Annotated in this window: 15 protein-coding genes and 1 pseudogene; 8 read left to right on the top strand and 8 right to left on the bottom strand. The window is 38.9% G+C overall.

Annotation, left to right across the window (positions count from 1 at the left end):
• Window positions 1-232 precede the first annotated feature (232 nt).
• Complete coding sequence (locus tag ACSBL2_RS17595) at window positions 233-2,614, bottom strand: alpha-L-rhamnosidase-related protein (RefSeq protein ID WP_442587860.1); 2,382 nt, start codon at window positions 2,612-2,614, stop codon at window positions 233-235.
• A 286-nt stretch (window positions 2,615-2,900) separates the two neighbouring features.
• Here ACSBL2_RS17595 and ACSBL2_RS17590 point away from each other — a divergent pair, with 286 nt between their 5' ends.
• The 3 genes from ACSBL2_RS17590 to ACSBL2_RS17580 all read left to right on the top strand — a co-directional run bounded on the left by ACSBL2_RS17590 (window position 2,901) and on the right by ACSBL2_RS17580 (window position 5,080).
• Entirely contained in the window at window positions 2,901-3,482 is a 582-nt protein-coding gene (locus tag ACSBL2_RS17590) for an RNA polymerase sigma factor (RefSeq protein ID WP_442587859.1), read from the top strand.
• A gap of 116 nt (window positions 3,483-3,598) precedes the next feature.
• A complete protein-coding gene (locus ACSBL2_RS17585; RefSeq protein ID WP_442587858.1) occupies window positions 3,599-4,798 on the top strand; it encodes a FecR family protein in 1,200 nt (399 codons plus the stop codon).
• A gap of 96 nt (window positions 4,799-4,894) precedes the next feature.
• Window positions 4,895-5,080, top strand: coding sequence for a hypothetical protein (locus ACSBL2_RS17580; protein ID WP_442587857.1), 186 nt, complete (start codon window positions 4,895-4,897; stop codon window positions 5,078-5,080).
• Between the two features lie 844 nt (window positions 5,081-5,924).
• Here the strand turns inward: ACSBL2_RS17580 and ACSBL2_RS17575 are convergent.
• Entirely contained in the window at window positions 5,925-6,185 is a 261-nt protein-coding gene (locus ACSBL2_RS17575; protein ID WP_442587856.1) for a hypothetical protein, read from the bottom strand.
• An 896-nt stretch (window positions 6,186-7,081) separates the two neighbouring features.
• Complete coding sequence (locus ACSBL2_RS17570) at window positions 7,082-9,403, bottom strand: alpha-L-rhamnosidase-related protein (RefSeq protein ID WP_442587855.1); 2,322 nt, start codon at window positions 9,401-9,403, stop codon at window positions 7,082-7,084.
• Window positions 9,404-10,693: 1,290 nt separating this feature from the next.
• On the opposite strand from ACSBL2_RS17570, the gene ACSBL2_RS17565 reads away from it, so the two are divergent.
• The 3 genes from ACSBL2_RS17565 to ACSBL2_RS17555 all read left to right on the top strand — a co-directional run bounded on the left by ACSBL2_RS17565 (window position 10,694) and on the right by ACSBL2_RS17555 (window position 13,285).
• A complete protein-coding gene (locus tag ACSBL2_RS17565; RefSeq protein ID WP_442587854.1) occupies window positions 10,694-10,954 on the top strand; it encodes a hypothetical protein in 261 nt (86 codons plus the stop codon).
• A 665-nt stretch (window positions 10,955-11,619) separates the two neighbouring features.
• The gene (locus ACSBL2_RS17560) at window positions 11,620-11,751 is read left to right on the top strand and encodes a hypothetical protein (RefSeq protein ID WP_442587853.1); all 132 of its coding nucleotides are present in this window, start codon (window positions 11,620-11,622) and stop codon (window positions 11,749-11,751) included.
• Between the two features lie 373 nt (window positions 11,752-12,124).
• Window positions 12,125-13,285: an IS256 family transposase gene (locus ACSBL2_RS17555; RefSeq protein WP_442587852.1), complete on the top strand. Its 1,161-nt coding sequence runs from the start codon at window positions 12,125-12,127 to the stop codon at window positions 13,283-13,285.
• Here the strand turns inward: ACSBL2_RS17555 and istB are convergent.
• The 3 genes from istB to istA all read right to left on the bottom strand — a co-directional run bounded on the left by istB (window position 13,258) and on the right by istA (window position 15,549).
• Window positions 13,258-14,097, bottom strand: coding sequence for an IS21-like element helper ATPase IstB (gene istB, locus ACSBL2_RS17550; protein ID WP_442587851.1), 840 nt, complete (start codon window positions 14,095-14,097; stop codon window positions 13,258-13,260). The two genes, ACSBL2_RS17555 and istB, sit on opposite strands and share 28 nt — an antisense overlap.
• A 141-nt stretch (window positions 14,098-14,238) precedes the next feature.
• On the bottom strand, window positions 14,239-14,727 hold the full coding sequence (locus ACSBL2_RS17545) for a Mu transposase domain-containing protein (RefSeq protein WP_442587850.1): 489 nt from the start codon (window positions 14,725-14,727) through the stop codon (window positions 14,239-14,241).
• A gap of 45 nt (window positions 14,728-14,772) precedes the next feature.
• Complete coding sequence (gene istA / locus ACSBL2_RS17540) at window positions 14,773-15,549, bottom strand: IS21 family transposase (protein ID WP_442587849.1); 777 nt, start codon at window positions 15,547-15,549, stop codon at window positions 14,773-14,775.
• Between the two features lie 89 nt (window positions 15,550-15,638).
• Here istA and ACSBL2_RS17535 point away from each other — a divergent pair.
• Window positions 15,639-15,797: pseudogene (locus ACSBL2_RS17535) on the top strand (IS256 family transposase); the annotation flags it as partial.
• Window positions 15,785-15,982: an ATP-binding protein gene (locus tag ACSBL2_RS17530; RefSeq protein ID WP_442587848.1), complete on the top strand. Its 198-nt coding sequence runs from the start codon at window positions 15,785-15,787 to the stop codon at window positions 15,980-15,982. The pseudogene ACSBL2_RS17535 and the gene ACSBL2_RS17530, both read left to right, overlap by 13 nt.
• 537 nt (window positions 15,983-16,519) lie before the next feature.
• Here ACSBL2_RS17530 and ACSBL2_RS17525 read toward each other — a convergent pair.
• Both ACSBL2_RS17525 and ACSBL2_RS17520 read right to left on the bottom strand, forming a co-directional pair.
• A complete protein-coding gene (locus ACSBL2_RS17525) occupies window positions 16,520-17,191 on the bottom strand; it encodes a glycosyltransferase family 2 protein (RefSeq protein WP_442587847.1) in 672 nt (223 codons plus the stop codon).
• 22 nt (window positions 17,192-17,213) lie between these two features.
• Window positions 17,214-17,597, bottom strand: a complete 384-nt coding sequence (locus ACSBL2_RS17520) for a hypothetical protein (protein ID WP_442587846.1) — start codon at window positions 17,595-17,597, stop codon at window positions 17,214-17,216.
• Window positions 17,598-17,618 lie beyond the last annotated feature (21 nt).

The following is a 17,618-nucleotide window of genomic DNA, read 5'->3' as shown; positions in this document are numbered from 1 at the left end:
TTGCCTTCCGGTTAAACGGATTGTGTTGTTTAACCCTTTAATTCTGAGGGAGAATGCTTATATGTAACCACCTCTGTTTGGTTAAAAACAGGCATTTGTCCGGAGCCGTAAATGCGTCCGGTATTTAATCCATCAATTTTGGTAACTATACAAAATTTTGATCTGTTTAAATTTACAATTAATTAAGTTGAATTAATTTATAGTTTTCTTTGCTTGTTAGAACACCTATCGTTCAGACGTCTAAATCCTGCTCGCCGCCGTGCAATATTATATTTTTTTCGTTCCAGACCAGGGTACCTGTCAGCCTTTCCGGAAGTATAATTGTGGCCAGCAAACCTTTCTCTCCTTTTCTTTTAAACGTCGCAGAAATGGTTCCCTCAGGATGGGGGATCCGGCAGCTCACATCGGTCAGTTCGCCCAGGGCTGGCTGGATCAGTACCCTGGCAAAACCCGGCAATTCCGGCATGATGCCGCAGATGGTGGCCAGAAAATCGTAATTGGGACTGGCGCTCCAGGCCTGGTAATTCGACCGTGTGGGTTCCGGCTGTTCGGAGAAGGTAGTCAATCCATCTTTCAGCATCTTTCGCCATGGGCCCAACAGGCTGTAATAGCGGTCGGCCATCCCAACTTTTTTCAAAGCCTGGTTCAGGTAAAAGCGGTAAAAGAAAGTCACTTTGCCCAGCGGCTTCATCTTGATCACCTTTTCCAGCAACAGGCGTGATTCTTCCAGGCTTAAGGCGCCACTCAGTACGGCCCAAACCCCGGCATGCTGACTAAAGGTCAGCTTCTGCGGGCTATCGGCCATCATGCCTTCGTGTTGATCAAAGCAAAGCTCGTAAGTCGTCCTGCACAAGGCTTGTGCCTGTTGACGGTACAACAACTCCTGCCTTTCATTTTTAAAAGCCTTAAACAAATCGGCCGCCTGGTTTAGGGTATAGGCCAGTTGTAGGGTAACGATCGCAGAATTCCCGTTCTCCGTTCCAGGGGAGGTACCCCAACCATCATAATTGTCCCAGTCCACAAAACTCCACCAGGTCAGCGGCCCCACCATATTGGTCTCCGGATCCATATGTTCCCCATACCAGTCCATCACTTCAATGATCGCCTGAAGGAAACCCTTGATAAAATGGTCATCCTTGCAGTGCATCCAGTAGTCGTGCACAATCGATACCCAGAAAAGCGAGAAAGTAGGGATAATCTGCAATTTCGAAGGGGCATAGCGGCCTTTCGACAAACCTTCCGGTGTTCGGGAATTGTAAAAATCTACGATACACTTCCGCATCAACCGGTCATCACCGGAAGTATACAGGGCGATCAGGGCTTGAATGCGGCTATCACCGGTATATTGCAATTGCTCATAATAGGGCGTTTCTGAAAAAGATTCCCCGGCGCAATGCTGGACCGTACGCCAGCCTACATTCCAGATCTCCTGCATACTCTGGTCGTTCGATGAGAAGTGTGCCTTCAGTTTCATTGGGGAGCCCGACCGCATCGAGTGGAAATCTTTGATCACCAGGGGCTGATCGTACGTTTTGATATCCAGCTGGATATAGCGGTAGGCTTTAAACCACAAAGGCCGGTACACCCTGGTTCCGGCCCCGTCTGAAGTAATGATATCATAATTTCCAACGATCTGTTTCCCTAAAATATCTCCGCGGTCGCCCTTTTCGCCATCCACGTCAAACAGGGCCTCTGCATAGGTCAGTTTCACTGTTGCATTCTTACCGCCACTCAGGATCAACTGCGGGTAGGCAACGGTATTGTAACTCTGGTCAATCAGGATCGAGGCCTCCGTATACCGCGGGACCGTCACCGGGGAAGCACCCCGCAAGAACGTTCGTGGCACCTCTTCCTCCAGGCCATATACACGGCGTACCTCTACAAAACGTATCAGCGTTTCATCCAGCAGGGGAGCGGTACGCGGGGACAATGGCCAACGGTTTCCTTTCTCCAAACAAGCCGCAGGGACAGCACTGGCAATCACCACTGCCTTTTCCCATTTGTCATCTTTATACTCCAGGCCTTCCCAGCCCCATGGATAGTAATTGGCATCCACCTGGTCACCAGGCCCCACTACGGTATACCCGCGGCGCTGGTGGGCATTTTCCAGTGCGCAGGGGCGGTGGGCCAGTGATTTATAGACTTTCCAGGCCTGGTCCGTATCCACAATATCTTCCTCCATGGAATCCCCTTGCAACAGAAATGCCGTCTGGTTGGAGACCAGGGAAGTCGGGGCATATTTCCCCATATTCCAAACCTGTGCGGCGATGACATTCTGCCCTTCCACCAGGTAAGGGGCAAGATCCACACTTTCGAAAAACCAGTTGAACAGGTCGCCCCGGGCGGGACCATTGCAAATGGGCACACCGTTCACCATCAGGCGGTAGCGGTTATCTGCTGAAACATGTACATGGAATAATTTGGGCCTGGCTTTCAGGTAAAACTTTTTTCTGAAGAAGTATACACCATATTCCTTCTGGTCTCCCCCGGGATGGGTAATCCAATTGGCAGGCCATGATTCTTTCAGCAATACCGGGTTTACCGGTACATGGGGTTTTCCTTCAGGTGTCCCTGGAAATAGCGCGTTCAGGGTAAAGAAAAGCTTAGATTTCATCTCTTTAATATTTTTTGTTTTTACTTAGGTTTACTATTTGGCGGTAACAAAACTATATAAAAACTTACATACAAGGAAGTTAAGTGGTTAAAAATAATTTATATCAATTACAAATTACTAAAATTATCCTTTTAAAACTTTTGTTTGATATTGCTAAAACCCTTTAGCTTATTTTAAAATAAAAAATGAGGTTTCATCTAAAATTCTGAGGAATAAATTAATTAAATCTGCTTTATGCAAAATTCCGTAGGTGACCTTTTATTAACTATTTTACTGTTTTATTTTTATGCCAAAACAAGTCACTGCCCAGGAACGGAGCGATGAGGAACTGTTGATTGCAATGAAATCAGGTGACCGTTCAGCTTTCGTTGCGATATATGAGCGATACTGGCGGAAGCTACATGCAGAATCTTTCAAGCGGTTAAAAAACATGCAACAAATTGAAGAGTTGGTACAGGATATCTTTTCTGACCTTTGGTTAAAAAGAGACAGTAAGGAGATTCTCAACCTGCGCAATTATCTCATGATGTGTACACGTTACCAGGTATTTGCCATTTACAGGAAGGAGAAGAGTAATCCTGATTTTGAGGAGCCGATGGAAAATATGGCATTTTATAGTGTCAATGCTGATTCCCGGTTAAATGAAAAAGACATGAAGAGTTGTATTGACATTTGGCTGAAACAACAACCGACAAAGAGGGGGGAAATCTTCCGGCTGAAATACAGGGAGGACATGAGTACCAAGGAAATCGGGGAGGTGCTGAATATCTCCCAAAAGACGGTACAGAACCAGTTGGTGACCTCCTATAACAGCCTGAGGGAGTTCATGAAAAAAATGACAACGATACTTAGTTCAGCGGCCTGGTAGCCTGATAAATACGGCCAATTTTAACAAAAATAAAGAGCAAAACGTAAACATTTCAGGAATTTAATAGGATACCTGTTTTTTTAACACACTATTAGGATACAAATGCCTACAGAGATATGAAATCAGAGAATAGAGAAATATTATACAATATTGTTTGCGACTACCTGGATGGGGTGGCAACCGAAGATGAAATAGAGTTCCTGGAGAACTATTACCAGGAATTTGCGCAGCGTCCGGATGGACTTTCAGAATTTAGTGAAGAGGAAAGGGAGGAAATCGGTCGACTCATGCATGAGCGTATCGATGAAAGAATCAGGAAGGCGGAAGAAGAAGAAGAAGAAAACGCAAAGGAAGAAATTGTAGCTGTTCCGCTGTACCGCAGGTTAGGCTGGTATGTTGCGGCTGCCCTTGCACTGGTTTTGTCATCGGTGTATTATTTTAATTATGAGATTTTGCAAAAACCTTTTACCCATCCAAAAATGGCCGTGGTACAGGATATTAACCCGGGTGGAAACAATGCGGTGCTTACTTTGTCCAATGGTGCGAAGATCAATTTAACGGATGCATCCAAAGGAAATATCGCCCAACAGCAGGGTACGGAACTGAAAATGAATAAAGGTGGACAGCTGGTGTATTCAAGTAGTGCGACAACAGTTGCTGAATTGATTTACAATACCATTGAAACTCGTAATGGTGGACAATACCAGGTCGTGTTACCGGATGGAACGAAAGTCTGGATCAATGCGGCTTCCTCATTGCGCTACCCTGTAAATTTTGTGGGGAATGACCGTCGTGTTGAACTATCAGGAGAGGCCTACTTTGAAGTGGCAAAAAATAAAGCGAAACCTTTTAAAGTGGTGACTGCGAAACAGCAGGTCACCGTATTGGGAACCCATTTCAATATCAGTGCTTATCCGAATGAGAATCATACCAAAACGACCTTACTGGAAGGCAGCGTGAAAGTGAACGGGATCAATTCCACACGTTCCGTCATTATCAAACCCGGACAGCAGGCTTCCCTTGTTGAACGGAGGGGGGCGCAGGAGATTGAAGTTCAGGATGTCGATACTGATGATGCTGTCGCCTGGAAAAACGGGTATTTTATGTTTAACAATGAAACGCTGGAAGATATTCTCCGTAAAATATCAAGATGGTATGATGTGGAGATTGTCAGTACTGATCCAAAGAAGAGTCAGCTGCGGTTCAGCGGATCTATTTCCCGGTACAGTAATGTTTCCCAGGTATTGAAAAAGCTGGAATTGACGGAATCCGTCCGTTTTAAAATAGAGGGACGGAAGATTGTTGTACTTCCTTAAAAAAATATTTGTTCTCCACATGGGAGATTGTTTGGTTTATCCCAACTGTATATAAAAAAAGGTGTACAGTTGATATGTAATTAAACAGTAATTCCTATGGAAAACAATTCTGAAGTAGATAGAGGTATGGTGCTTACCGATATGTTCTTAAAATTTCATGAGCTCCACTGTCCCGAGCTGCGGGGTGGTTTAGCAGTCTTCAGGTTCTTTAATTCTTATGCATCTGAAGATGCTTTACAGCGGGCAATTGATGAAGAAATTGAAAAAGGGAAGAACAATTGATATTAACTATCACCAAGTAATTGGGGTGCCAGTGTCAGACCTGACACCCTTTTACTTACAGTTCATAACGTCTAACATCTGAATAAAGGGAATTTTTACAAATAAAGTCATCAGAAATTATGATTTAGGTTGTTAAACTGTTAGTTGGGTCTGGTATAGACATACTTTTTTGTTCCTGGAAGAATTGGTTGAGGAAGAAAAGGAAATACTCCTCCGGCAACTAAATATTCTCTAAGCCTAAGCGTTATAACAGGCTGAGTGGACGATATTGTTGCGTATACTGCACAAATATTGTTCGGAAAACCACCACAGCCGCAAAAGGCTAATGAGGGGACTGCAGTATAATTACTACTTGTAAGTCTATCTGCAGGAGTTGAGTTATTGTAACAAAACCATGATCTTGCCATATTTTTAAATATCTTTATCTATCAAAAAATATCAGAAAACTTTAAATCCATGCCTACTCTGTTTAGGGTTTTCGGCCTCGCCCTTAGTTTAATAAATATTATATAATTTTTTCGTTTTTTTTATTTTCAAAAGTATTGATGTTCTAATTAGAAGTTTTGTTCATTATTACTAATTGATTTACTCTTTGATCATCGCATCTTTGTATATTATTTCTTATATAAATTAGGTGTCTTTTTAAAAGATATACAATCAGTTTCTGATCTCAGAGAAAAAAACACAAAAATAATCTAAATACTTAAGTGAATATTTTTCCAATTTCGCATAATTAATATCCTATTTAATTATGCGAGATTGGAAAAAGGAAATCAAAAATTTATTCTTTTATTTGGTATGTATGTGAATAGTACAGTTGTTACAAATCCTAGAGAAGAAAGGTTTATTGTTGCCTTGTCAATACAAACTTTGCTGCTGCTCCAGTAGGCTGATTAAGATGAGGATATACTGAAGCTGCATTTAAGTAACTTATGAGGTTTGGAGTTAAAACAGGTTGAGTTGCCGATATAGTTGCAAAGACTGCACAAATATTAACAGGGTTAGGTGTTGGGCAATCTGGATTGCCCATAACTGCAGTGTAGTTAGAACCAACTAATCGATCTATTGGGGTATTTTTGTTATATGTGAACCAAGAGCTTGCCATAATATTTTAACGTCTTTATACATCAAAAGACATCACAAAACTTTAAATTGATGCCTACTCTTGAAAGGGTTTTCGGCATCCCCCTTATTTATATGTTTCATTGAATATTAAACTAATTATATTTTAAGCCAGTTGTGAAAACATCGATCAAATTATTATTCTTTTTTGGAAGTGAGTTGTAATTTTGACTATTTAATTTATTAAGATTAGTCAGCATAAATTATAAGTATGTCTCTTCAATATTTTGGAAATATGTCTAGTAACCTTAAAAATGAAGATAAATATTCCATTTATCATAGACCCATAAAATAAAGCACCTCATTGCTTCCTCGTTAAAACAAACTTTGTTGCTCCTGCAACAGGTTGGTCGTTATGAGGATACACAGCGGCTGCGTTTAGATAGCTTATAAGGTTTGGAGTTAAAACTGGTTGAGTTGCTGATACAGTTGCAAAAACTGCACAAATATTAACAGGGTCTGGTTTTGCGCAATCTGGTGTGCCCATAATTGCTACATAATTAGAACCAATCAATCGGTCTGTTGGGGTGGTTTTGTTATATGTGAACCAAGATCGCGCCATAACATTTTAATGTCTTTATACATCAAAAGACATCGGAAAACTTTAATTTTATACCTACTCTTTAAAGGGTTTTCGGCTCCCCCCTTTGTTTAGTTGTGATCTTTAAGACTTACAATAGCATTAATTTACACAATATCCTGCAGTTGGTGAAATAACAATGGCTCTTTTTACGATCTCATTATATCCATTTTATATCATATTCGCACTGCTACATTTTGATGGTAATGGTTCTACCCTTTACGCTAAGATCTATAATGAACTGGAACGATTCTTTATTCATTTAAAGGATTTAGATTTGTGGAAGTAAATAATCTAGTTTAACATTCGTAATGCTGTTTACCTGGGGTCAATTGGATTTTTTTTCCTTTCCATATCAAGGTTCCGGTAAGATTTTCAGGAAGGGTTATTGAAGATAATAATCTATTTTCTTTTTTTCTTTTAAAAGATACACTTATAAATCCTTGGGGATGAGGAATACGTCCGCTTGCTTTAGTGAGTTCTCCAAGAGCTGGCTGAATAATTACAGTAGCAAAACCGGGAGATCCAGGCATTATTCCTAAAATGGTAGCGAGAAAATCATAGCTTGGGCTTGCGCTCCAACCGTGACAATCGGAGCGGGTAGGTTCTGGCTTTTCTGCAAAGGTCGTGAGTCCGAGTTTGAGCATCTCACGCCAAGGGGTAAGAAGGCTGTAATATAAATCTGCCATTTTTGCTTTTTTAAGTGCCTGATTCAGATAGAATCGGTAGAAATAGGTAACCCGTCCAATTGAATTGTCAATTAGTAAATTGCATATTAGTATTTGTGCTGAGGTACCTTTTACAGCATCACTTAGTATGGCCCATATGTTTGCATGCTGACTATAAGAGTTTTTTTTTGGCGTATCAGCAAGTAAGCCCTTTTCTTCATCAAAACAATGCAAATAGGTGTTTCTTTTCAGATCTCTTGTCATTTTTTTATAATACATCGCTTTCTTGCTCTCATTGAATGCTGTAAACAATTCTATTGCCTGATCGAGGGTATATGCAAGGTGTAAAGAAATAATCGACGAACTTCCTTCCTCAGTGCCGGGGGCTGTACCCCAGCTGTTAAAATTATCCCAATCCACAAAATTCCAATATGGTAATGGACCTAACATTTTTTTTTGTTGATCCATATGGAGCTCGAACCACGACAAAATCTTATTTATTCTCGGAAGAAATTGCTGTATAAAATCGTCATCCTTTCTATACATCCAATAATCATAAATCATTGAAATCCAGAATAAGGAAAATGCTGGAATTACCTGAAATTTCTTACTTGGATAACGGCTTTGAGTTAGTCCATCGGTAGTGCGTGAATTATAGAAGTCCATTATACATTTACGCATCAAGCGGTCATCTCCAGAAGTATATAACATGGCTAAAGCCTGAATCCTGCTATCTGCGGTATATTGAAGCTGCTCATAGTAAGGGGTGTCATAAAATCCTTCTCCCGTACAATTCATTAAAGTACGCCAGCTGACACTCCAGATGTGCTTTATGGACTCATCATTGGAATTAAATTCAGCATTTAATTTCATCGGGTAACCAGTCCTCACTCCAAATAGATCATTTATAATCAATGGATAATCTTTTGTCCAAATCTCCAATTGTACATAACGATAAGCTCGAATAGAAAGTGGACGGAACATTCTGTTTTCTCCTCCATCACTAATAAAAATATCATAATTACCTATCAGATATTTTCCGTCAACTTCATCACGATTATTTTTATTACCATATTCATCGAACAATGATTCTGCATAAGTCAATTGGATTTTTGCGTGCTTGCCTTTGCTTAGATACAGCTCCGGGTAGGCTACAATATGAAAGGTTTGATCGAATAATATCCGTACTGTCGAAAAAGCTGGAATATAAATGGGATTCAACTTTCCACTATTCTCATTAAACCATTGGCTTTCTTTTATACCCTCTGCACTGCGAATCTCCTTAAAATGTATGTTTTCCTCTCTGAAAATAGGTATATTTCTGGGTTTAAGTTTCCATTGTCCTGCATCACTATGACCTACACTTGATCCAACATAAATGATTTGAGCATTATCCCATTTACTATCATCATAGTTGATTTTCTCCCAGTTCCATAGGAACTTATTGCCATCTACCTCATCACCTGGGTCGATTACCATATATGCAGCAAGCCGTTCTCTATTATTTATCGAACAAGCTGTATAAGCAACAGATTTTATTATTTTCCAGCTGGTATCAGTATCAAGTATTTTGCTTCCGCTTCCTTGCAACAAAAATGCTGTTTGTATAGATATTTGTGTACCTGATGCATATTGACCCATATTCCAAACTTGCGCGGCGACTATATTATCACCTTTCAAAAGATATGGTGCAATATCCAAATTATCATACCACCAATTCTCATGATCACTCCGTATTGGTCCTGAACAAACGGGTATGCCGTTAACAAATAATTTGTAACGGTTGTCGGCTGAGATATGGACTATATAGTTTTTATAAGTGGATCTGAGATTGAACTTTTTTCTGAGATGGTAAATGCCATATTGGTTTGGATCAGCATTTGCACAATTAATCCAATTTGCTGTCCAATTTTGTTGAGGATGCATATCCTTTGAAATAGTTTTGGATCTCATAAGTCGTGAGTTTGAGAATTCGTCTTTTGTATTAAAAGTTTTCTAAACAATTTCAGGATATACATCGGCTTTACATTAGTCAGGTGACACAGATTATTTGCTTTCATAATGTTGTGTCATCTACTATTTCAATATTTCTTGGTTCGTCTTATTTTAGCATTATAATTACAAACAGAATAAATGGATGACTTATAATTCAAGGATAGAGACTTGGTGGAATAATCATAGGGGAAGCCGAAAACCTTCAAGAGTAGGTGTGAATTAAGGTTTTGTGATGTTTTTTGATCCATAAAAGGCATCTAAATAATATGGCTAGGTCTTGTTTATTTATATTAAAACTACACCAGTTGACAGATTAATAGCATCCAATTATATTGCTATTAGTGGGCATACTAATTGTGCAGGTATACCTAAGAATATTTGTTTGGTATACGCGACAATATCCGCTACTCAACCAGTTTTAACGCCTAACCTTAACACTTATCTTAGCGCGGCTGGTATATTTCCATTTCAACCACAACCGTCAGGGCAAGTTAAAAAATATGTATATACTGGTCCCTGATAACTTTCATATAATAATTGAAACTCTCAACTAATAAGGGGTAAAATAAATAAACATTCTTCACTGATCTTTCCATTCATACTGTTGTCATTTAGTTATATAGCTTTATAAAACTACTTCTAGCACTAATCTCTATAGGATCTATATTAGGTTTTGGTCAATTAAATTTTGATCACCGAAATGAATATAGCTAAAACGGGGATGCCGAAAACCTTCAAGAGTAGGTGTGATTTAAATTTTTCTGATGTTTTTTGATTTATAAAGATATCAATTATTATTGCAATGTCTTGATTTGAATACTATCTAAATACCCCAGGCGATCGATTAATTGCTTCAAATTACGTTGATATTCCTGGTACTCCTCTGTGCTCTGATAATCCAGTCAACATCTGTGCTGTGTTTGCTACCATAGCAGCTACCCAACCTGTTTTAACGGCGAATTTATCAGTTTACTTGGCCACACTGCTGGTCTGCTAACATTTGAGGATCAGGTAGTTGAATTCTTTGTGGAATATGTTCTGACCCTATATCAATAAAAAATATGGAGTAAAATGTCATAATAGGGAAAAGGGAACAGCGAAAATGTATGTTTATAGATAATCTAATAATTTAGTGACAAAATTTAGCAAAAAAATCTGTTATAAAAAAGGGGAAGCTGAAAACCTTATAGAGTAGGTATTAATTAAAGTTTTATAATGTTTTTTGATATATAAAGACATTGAAATATTATGGCCAGATATTGGTTCACTTATATTAAAACTACACCAACTGATAGGTTGGTTAGTTCAAATTATGTTGCACTTGTCAGTTTTCCAGGATGTTCCCCAGTAAATCCTGTCAATATATGTGCAATATTTGCAACACTTTCCGTTACACAACCTGTTTTAACGGCAAATCTTATGGGCTATCTGACAGGAGGAGGTACTCCTCCTTATCAAAACCAGCCGGTTGGTTTTCCAAAAAAATATGTTTATACAAGACCTCAATGAGTTTTAATGTTGTTCAGTAAACTATAACTAGTATCAAATTGAATAAAGATAAGTGTAAAATGAAATGGGGAAACCGAAAACCATTTAGAGTAGGTGTAAATTAAAGTTTTCTGATGTCTTTTGATTTATAAAGATATTGAAATATTATGGCAAGATCTTGGTTTTATTATCTTAAAACTACTCCAACAGATAGGCTAATTGCTTCAAATTATGTTGCTATCGCTGGCACACCACTTTGTCCTGGTACTCCAGTTAATATCTGTGCTGTTTTTGCGACGGTGTCAGGTACTCAACCTGTGTTAACGGCTAATCTACAAGCCTATTTGAACGCTGCTGGTGTACCCCCTTATTTGCCTCAGCCACAGGGACCAAAATATGTTCTCACTCGGGCTCAATGATGAAGAATTAGCTTGAATTAATCAGTTTAGCAAATGCATTCAAGAGACAATTAATTGCATATTGTATTAATTTACATAATAAATTGGGTACTATGTAAGGCTCTCAGTTTGTTTTAACTTTAACAGACTGGGAGTTATTTGATTTGTTATAATTAAAGTGTCATAATCTTCATCCATATGTTGTGGAGTTATCCTAGAACAGAAATGCCATACATGCTATGTTTTATCTAAATACATTACTTGCAAGCTGATGGAATACGAATTAAAATGAAAAAAGAGCGTAAAAAATTCGGCCCAAGTTTCAAGGCGAAAGTTGCTATTGAAGCGATCAGGGAGGCAAGTACTTTGCAGAAACTTGCGTCAAATACAGTGTTCACCCACGTAGATTACTTCCTGTAAGCGGGAGTTTCTGGAGAAAGCACCAGAGCAAGATAAGTCTAGAGAAAAGGAATTATATTCTAAGATTGGTTAACTACAAATCCAGGTTGATTTCCTAAAAAAAAGTATTTTGGAAATGAGTCATATAGGAAGGCATGGGCTGATTTCCCCTGAATATGATGGACTAACCATAGTGGGCCAAAGTAAGCTGATGGGCTTGCATCGCAGCAGATATTATTTTAGGTCAAAAGGTGATTCCCCATTCAATCAGTTGATGATGAATGTAATTAACCGCAAATTTCGGTAGTGTCTTGAATTTTGTGTAAACGATAAATAGGTCGGGTAAAACGTATTGTATTTAAGGGAAGAAAATCAGAACTTTAAGTACAGTCATATGGAAGAGAACAATTTAGGTTTACCAAAGGACTTTTTCAAGCAGTTTAAGTCCAAGGAACAGTTTCAGGAATTCTTTCAGGAAATGTTCAAACAAGGAGTCAATGAAATGCTCCAGGGAGAGCTCGATGAGCACCTGGGATATGAGAAACATGCTCCGGAAGGCCGCGGCAGCGGCAACTCCCGTAATGGTTTTAGCAGTAAAAAGGTGAAGAGTGAAACTCTGGGCGATGTGGTATTATCAATTCCACGTGACCGCAATGCCAGCTTCGAACCCAGGCTGATCCCCAAGCATCAGCGTATGAGCGAGCAGATCGAGCAAAGCATCATTGGTATGTATTCACGTGGGATGAGCACCCGTGATATCGAAGATCAGATCCGTGAAATGTATGGTGTTGAGATATCTGAAAGTACAGTTTCTACCGTTACCAGCAGGGTTTTGGATATGATCAAGGAGTGGCAGTCCCGTCCTCTGGAACCTGTTTATTTTACCTGCTGGATGGATGGAATCCAGTTCAAGGTACGCCACAACGGCAAGGTGGTAAGCAAATGCATTTATCTGGTCATTGGCTTAAAGAATGACGGGTTAAAAGAGATTTTGGGCATGTGGATCAACGAAACTGAGAGTGCATCATTCTGGCTCAGCGTGCTCACAGATTTGCGTGCACGTGGTGTAAACGACATCCTGATTGCATGTACAGATAACTTGACTGGCTTCACCAAGGCCATTGCTGAGGTGTTCCCACAAACTATAACCCAGCTTTGTGTTGTACACCAGATTCGTAATAGCTGTAAATATGTGGTCTGGAAAGAGCGCAAGGAGTTCTCTGCCGATTTAAAGGTAATCTATGCTGCAGTGAATAAAGATGCCGCCAGAGCAGCCCTGGACGATTTTACAGCCAAGTGGAAAAGCAAATATGGCTACGCCATCCTGAGCTGGGAAAATAATTGGGATGAGCTCACCAGCTATTTCGACTTTCCTCTGGAGATCCGTAAAATCATCTATACAACCAATGTAATTGAAAGCCTGAACAGTGGCATAAGGAAATTCACGAAGGCTAAAAAACTGTTACTTATCATCAGAATGTTGCCACCAATTCTCATTAAAATGTTGCCACCTAAAATTACAATAAATCATTCATTTTCAAAGTTAACATCTTGATCTCGAGAATCATTTTGTTCATCTTCTTTTCTCGGCCGACCTCTTCTTGCAGGTTGTTTTTCTTCATTTTGAAAGATTTCCTGTATTTCAAGAAGGTTTTTAACACGATAACTGGATCCGGTTACTTTAACAATTACGGCATGGTGTACGATCCTGTCGATAATTGCTGATGCCATCACTTTATCACCAAAAAGCGTCCCCCAGTCCTCAAAGTTCCTATTGGTAGTTACAATGAGAGATCCAGTCTCATATCGTTGCCTGATAATTTCAAAGAAATCGTCCATTCCATATTGTGGCATCTTTTTGAAGCCCAACTCATCAAGTATGAGTAGATCAGGCTTAAGATACTTCTGCATAGTGTATCGATAGGATCCATCGGCCCGGGATGAATAAAGTTTTTCCATCATTTCGTTAGTATGCACAAATAGAACTTTCTTTCCTTTTTTTACTGCCTCCAGCCCAATTGCATTGGCCAGATGTGTTTTGCCAACACCAGGTTTACCCATGAATATGATATTGTTTTTTTGGTCAACAAACCTGCAGGAGGCAAGCTCATGGATCATTCTTTTATCAAGTTCAGGTTGAAAGGAAAAGTCATAAGTATCCAAAACCTTTTGAGAATGTAATTTTGACTCTCTTAATCTTGTGTGATACCCATTAGTTTGTCGTCTCACGATTTCATCCTCCACAAGCAGCTCTAAAAACTCCAGGTAACTAATCTGGTTTTCCAAAGCATGTTTGTTACGTAATTCCAGCCCATCTACCATTGAAGAGAGCTTCAGGGATCTTAATTGTGTTTTTAAAGCTTCCATATTATTATAATTGATAATGTTTGAGTTTATCATATACACTGAGATCATGTCCGAAACCTCCACTTTGGATCAGATTGTTTTCAGGCAATTCATCCTGCAGGTAAAGTCCTGATTCACATATTCTTTTAATGTGCTGATAGCCTAAGCATTGAATTGCAATGCTCTTTTACATGCGCTATTAATAATCTGGGTGCTATAAGTCTTTTTCAGATTAAGTATCCCTTTAGTCATGGCGTGCCAGTGCGTAGGTATCTTCTCTTGTAGTTGCATAAATACTTCAATAGCATAAGGACCGATTGCAGACATTCGCTGGTAATACTCTTCCCTGCTAATATTCCTCTTTTCCTGTGGCTTATGTTCTTCCTGAGAAATGTAAAGCCCCATTGCATGACTGATAGCGTGAAGTGCAATCTTCGATTGGCCAGAATATATCCTTAGCAGCGTTCCATTGCTTTCCAGTCTGACTTGCATGCCTGCATACTTTGCTGGAACCGAATAGTAGTTATGGCGATAACTTATATGTGCCATCCGACTGACTTTACGTGTGGAAATATCCATGATCTGATAGCGCTTTAGCGGCAATGGCGACAACGCTTGTTTTTCAATACTTGAAAAAATAATTTCCGGCACCTTTCTGGTAGTGCCATGGATGCGTTTATTACAAATTTCTTCGTTTCATACCTTAAGTTCACAGACTAATTTATCATAGTCTGATCCCCGAAAGTTCTTTAGAAAGTTGTTTTTTACATATTTTATGGCTGATTCAACTTTCCCTTTATCTTCTGGTCTGCGTACCCGGCAAGTAATAGGAGCACTATTATAATAGGATAGAAAACCGGCATATTGCTCTTGTAAAACTGGCTCATAAAAATCTGGAGTAATCACACCTGCTTTCAAATTATCCAGTTTCACGGTCCTTGCTACTCCACCAAAATATTCAAAAGCCTTATAATGACACTCAATGAAAGTAGCAATCTTCTGAGTAGTGACCAATTGATAGTAAGAATAACGGCTATGAGAAAGAATCATGGCAAACACCCAAACTTTAACAGGCCTACCATGTCGCTGGAATGTACCCATATATCCAAAGTCAACTTGAGATTCCTCACCAGGCTTACTATGTAAAGGAAGATATACTTCTCGTTTTTTTAGTCTTTCTATCCAACGGGCAACACTGGGATAAGAAATGTTGAGGGCATTCTCCTGAACAAGCCGTCTGTGTATGAGTAAGGCAGTGAGCCCTTGCTCATAATATTCATTAATCAAATCTTTATAACCATCTAAGGACTTGCTTCTGATCTGTTCTGGTGGATGATCATGCCCGTTGTCCAAGGCAGTCTTTATTTTGGAGATTGTTCTCCGACACATCCCCAATTCCCTTGAAATCTCTCTAATAGATTTACCTTGGGATAATAGTGTTTTGACAGTATAGTACATAGCCACTTGATACATCTGAGTCAGGTTTAGATTTTACCTGACAAGTTAAACCTTCAATGTAAGGTGGCAACATTTTAATGAGAACAGGTGGTGACTTTTTGTTGATAACTAACAAAAAACTGTTTCCTGACGACCAGGCTGCCCTAAAGGCCGTCTATTTATCGGTGATGAACATCCAGAAAAAATGGACAATGCCGGTGAGGGATTGGGGTAAGATTATTAACCAGTTTAGTATTATATTTGAAAATAGATGTCTCCTTTAAATTCAGTACGGTTGACCATTTACACAAAATTCTTCACAGGCTCCAAATTTCTGGACTTTCCATTTTATGGCACAAACGAAATGATGGAAAAACTCTATTCATCTAGAGCAGACGGATCTTACCGGTATACCATCCAGAAATATCTCAAACCAGATCTACTGATACTTGATGAAATAGGATTATGATTTGTGTGTAAGTATTTGTATTATAGTTGTTTATGTGGTGTGTGTAAGATACCTGCGGTAATTTTTCCGCAGGTATCTTATTATATCTTATTCTAGGAAGGTCTAGTATACACATATCTTTTGACATTCCCTGCTGGCTGAGCCTGAAATGGTGAAATACCTGCAGCAGTTAAATATGTATTAAGATTAGTAGTTAAAACTGGCTGAGTTGACGAAACAGTTGCATAAACTGCACAAACGTTATTTGGTGTTCCTAGACAACTAGGATCATTTGGAATAGCAACATAATTCGACGATATCAGTCTGTCTGTTGGAGTAGTTAGAATATATACAAACCAGGATCTTGCCATAATATTTCAATATCTTTATAGATCAAAAGATATCAGAAAACTTTAATTTATGCCTACTCTTGATAGGGTTTTCGGCTTCTCCCTATAGTAATAAAGGATTGTTGCGATCATTACCATTTTACTAAGTTAGGTACTCGTATACTTTTTTCATTGGAGTTATGTCCCAATAAAATTTGTATTTTTTTTATCAGTGGATAGTTTTTCCTTCATACTGTACTTCCATCCACTGGACTCCATTTTTTTTGTGTCTGGACTCCTCAAATGGTTTTATTGTTGTATTTCTTGCATGTAATATTGCATAAAACCCTTCTGTATAATCGTGTGCACACAATTTTGCACCTTTATTCCAGATGTAATCATAGTCTTCACCCACTTGTATGTCTTTGAATGGGTGTTTTTTCCAGAAAGTTTTGCGATACGTCATTGTAGCGCCACATATCCAAGGTCTATCAATACTCTTGTCGGAATATTTCCAATATCTATTTACCATAGGAGAGAAAAACAAAACTTCATTTAAGCCACAAATATCTGCCCATGGGGATTTTTCAATTGCATGCAATTGTTTGCTAATCCAATCCTGAGCATACCAATCATCGTCATCCCAATGCATAATTATTTTACCTGCAGCTTTTTCACAAGCAATATTTCGTTTTGAGCCAATTGATCCAAGTGGAGAAGTATACACGTATTTAAGCCTTCTGTGCACAGGAAGTAAGGGGGCAACAGATTCTCTACCATCATCAATAATGACTAGTTCAGCATCTCTGAAATCCTGGTTTAAGAAATAATCTACTGCCAAAGGCACATATTGTTGCCTGTTTGCAGTTGGCATGATACAGGATACAAGTGGTTGTTGCATGATAAAAGTAATGAATTTAATATTAGTTTATTTTTGTAACGCCATTTGCAGGCTCTACTGACATTCGTACCTCAAGAGGAACAGGAGGAAAGGTATTTGATGGCTGACCTTTTTTTCTCGTAAGAGCTCTGATAATATAGATCAATAAACCAGGTGTGCCTTCTATATCTGGTCTTCTTTCAGGGTCATCTGGAATTTCATCTGCAAAAATAGCACATAAATACGGACCATCTACACAATCTGGCACAGTCTCTAAAATTTCATAGTTGTCCGGATTAATAATATCGAGTTCATTATTTATAAATTTATACCATGGCATCTTATTAAGATTAAAATCTTTCCTACTCTGTTCTTGGATTTTCGGAACCTCCAGATTGGGCTTTATAAAATTAATTAATTTATCCACCACCAAAATGGTCCTATGACA

This window comes from Pedobacter sp. AW31-3R, from assembly GCF_052180285.1.
Classification (GTDB): domain Bacteria; phylum Bacteroidota; class Bacteroidia; order Sphingobacteriales; family Sphingobacteriaceae; genus Pedobacter.
The sequence above is the reverse complement of the archived record's forward strand: the minus strand, read 5'-3'. Positions and strand labels throughout refer to the sequence as shown.

Bases quoted from the DNA above. Each gene is read 5' to 3' on its own strand.
- ACSBL2_RS17595 (WP_442587860.1), bottom strand. From the start codon at position 2,614: ATGAAATCTAAGCTTTTCTTTACCCTGAACGCGCTATTTCCAGGGACA.
- ACSBL2_RS17590 (WP_442587859.1), top strand. From the start codon at position 2,901: ATGCCAAAACAAGTCACTGCCCAGGAACGGAGCGATGAGGAACTGTTG.
- ACSBL2_RS17585 (WP_442587858.1), top strand. From the start codon at position 3,599: ATGAAATCAGAGAATAGAGAAATATTATACAATATTGTTTGCGACTAC.
- ACSBL2_RS17580 (WP_442587857.1), top strand. From the start codon at position 4,895: ATGGAAAACAATTCTGAAGTAGATAGAGGTATGGTGCTTACCGATATG.
- ACSBL2_RS17575 (WP_442587856.1), bottom strand. From the start codon at position 6,185: ATGGCAAGCTCTTGGTTCACATATAACAAAAATACCCCAATAGATCGA.
- ACSBL2_RS17570 (WP_442587855.1), bottom strand. From the start codon at position 9,403: ATGAGATCCAAAACTATTTCAAAGGATATGCATCCTCAACAAAATTGG.
- ACSBL2_RS17565 (WP_442587854.1), top strand. From the start codon at position 10,694: ATGGCCAGATATTGGTTCACTTATATTAAAACTACACCAACTGATAGG.
- ACSBL2_RS17560 (WP_442587853.1), top strand. From the start codon at position 11,620: ATGAAAAAAGAGCGTAAAAAATTCGGCCCAAGTTTCAAGGCGAAAGTT.
- ACSBL2_RS17555 (WP_442587852.1), top strand. From the start codon at position 12,125: ATGGAAGAGAACAATTTAGGTTTACCAAAGGACTTTTTCAAGCAGTTT.
- istB (WP_442587851.1), bottom strand. From the start codon at position 14,097: ATGGAAGCTTTAAAAACACAATTAAGATCCCTGAAGCTCTCTTCAATG.
- istA (WP_442587849.1), bottom strand. From the start codon at position 15,549: ATGTATCAAGTGGCTATGTACTATACTGTCAAAACACTATTATCCCAA.
- ACSBL2_RS17530 (WP_442587848.1), top strand. From the start codon at position 15,785: ATGTCTCCTTTAAATTCAGTACGGTTGACCATTTACACAAAATTCTTC.
- ACSBL2_RS17525 (WP_442587847.1), bottom strand. From the start codon at position 17,191: ATGCAACAACCACTTGTATCCTGTATCATGCCAACTGCAAACAGGCAA.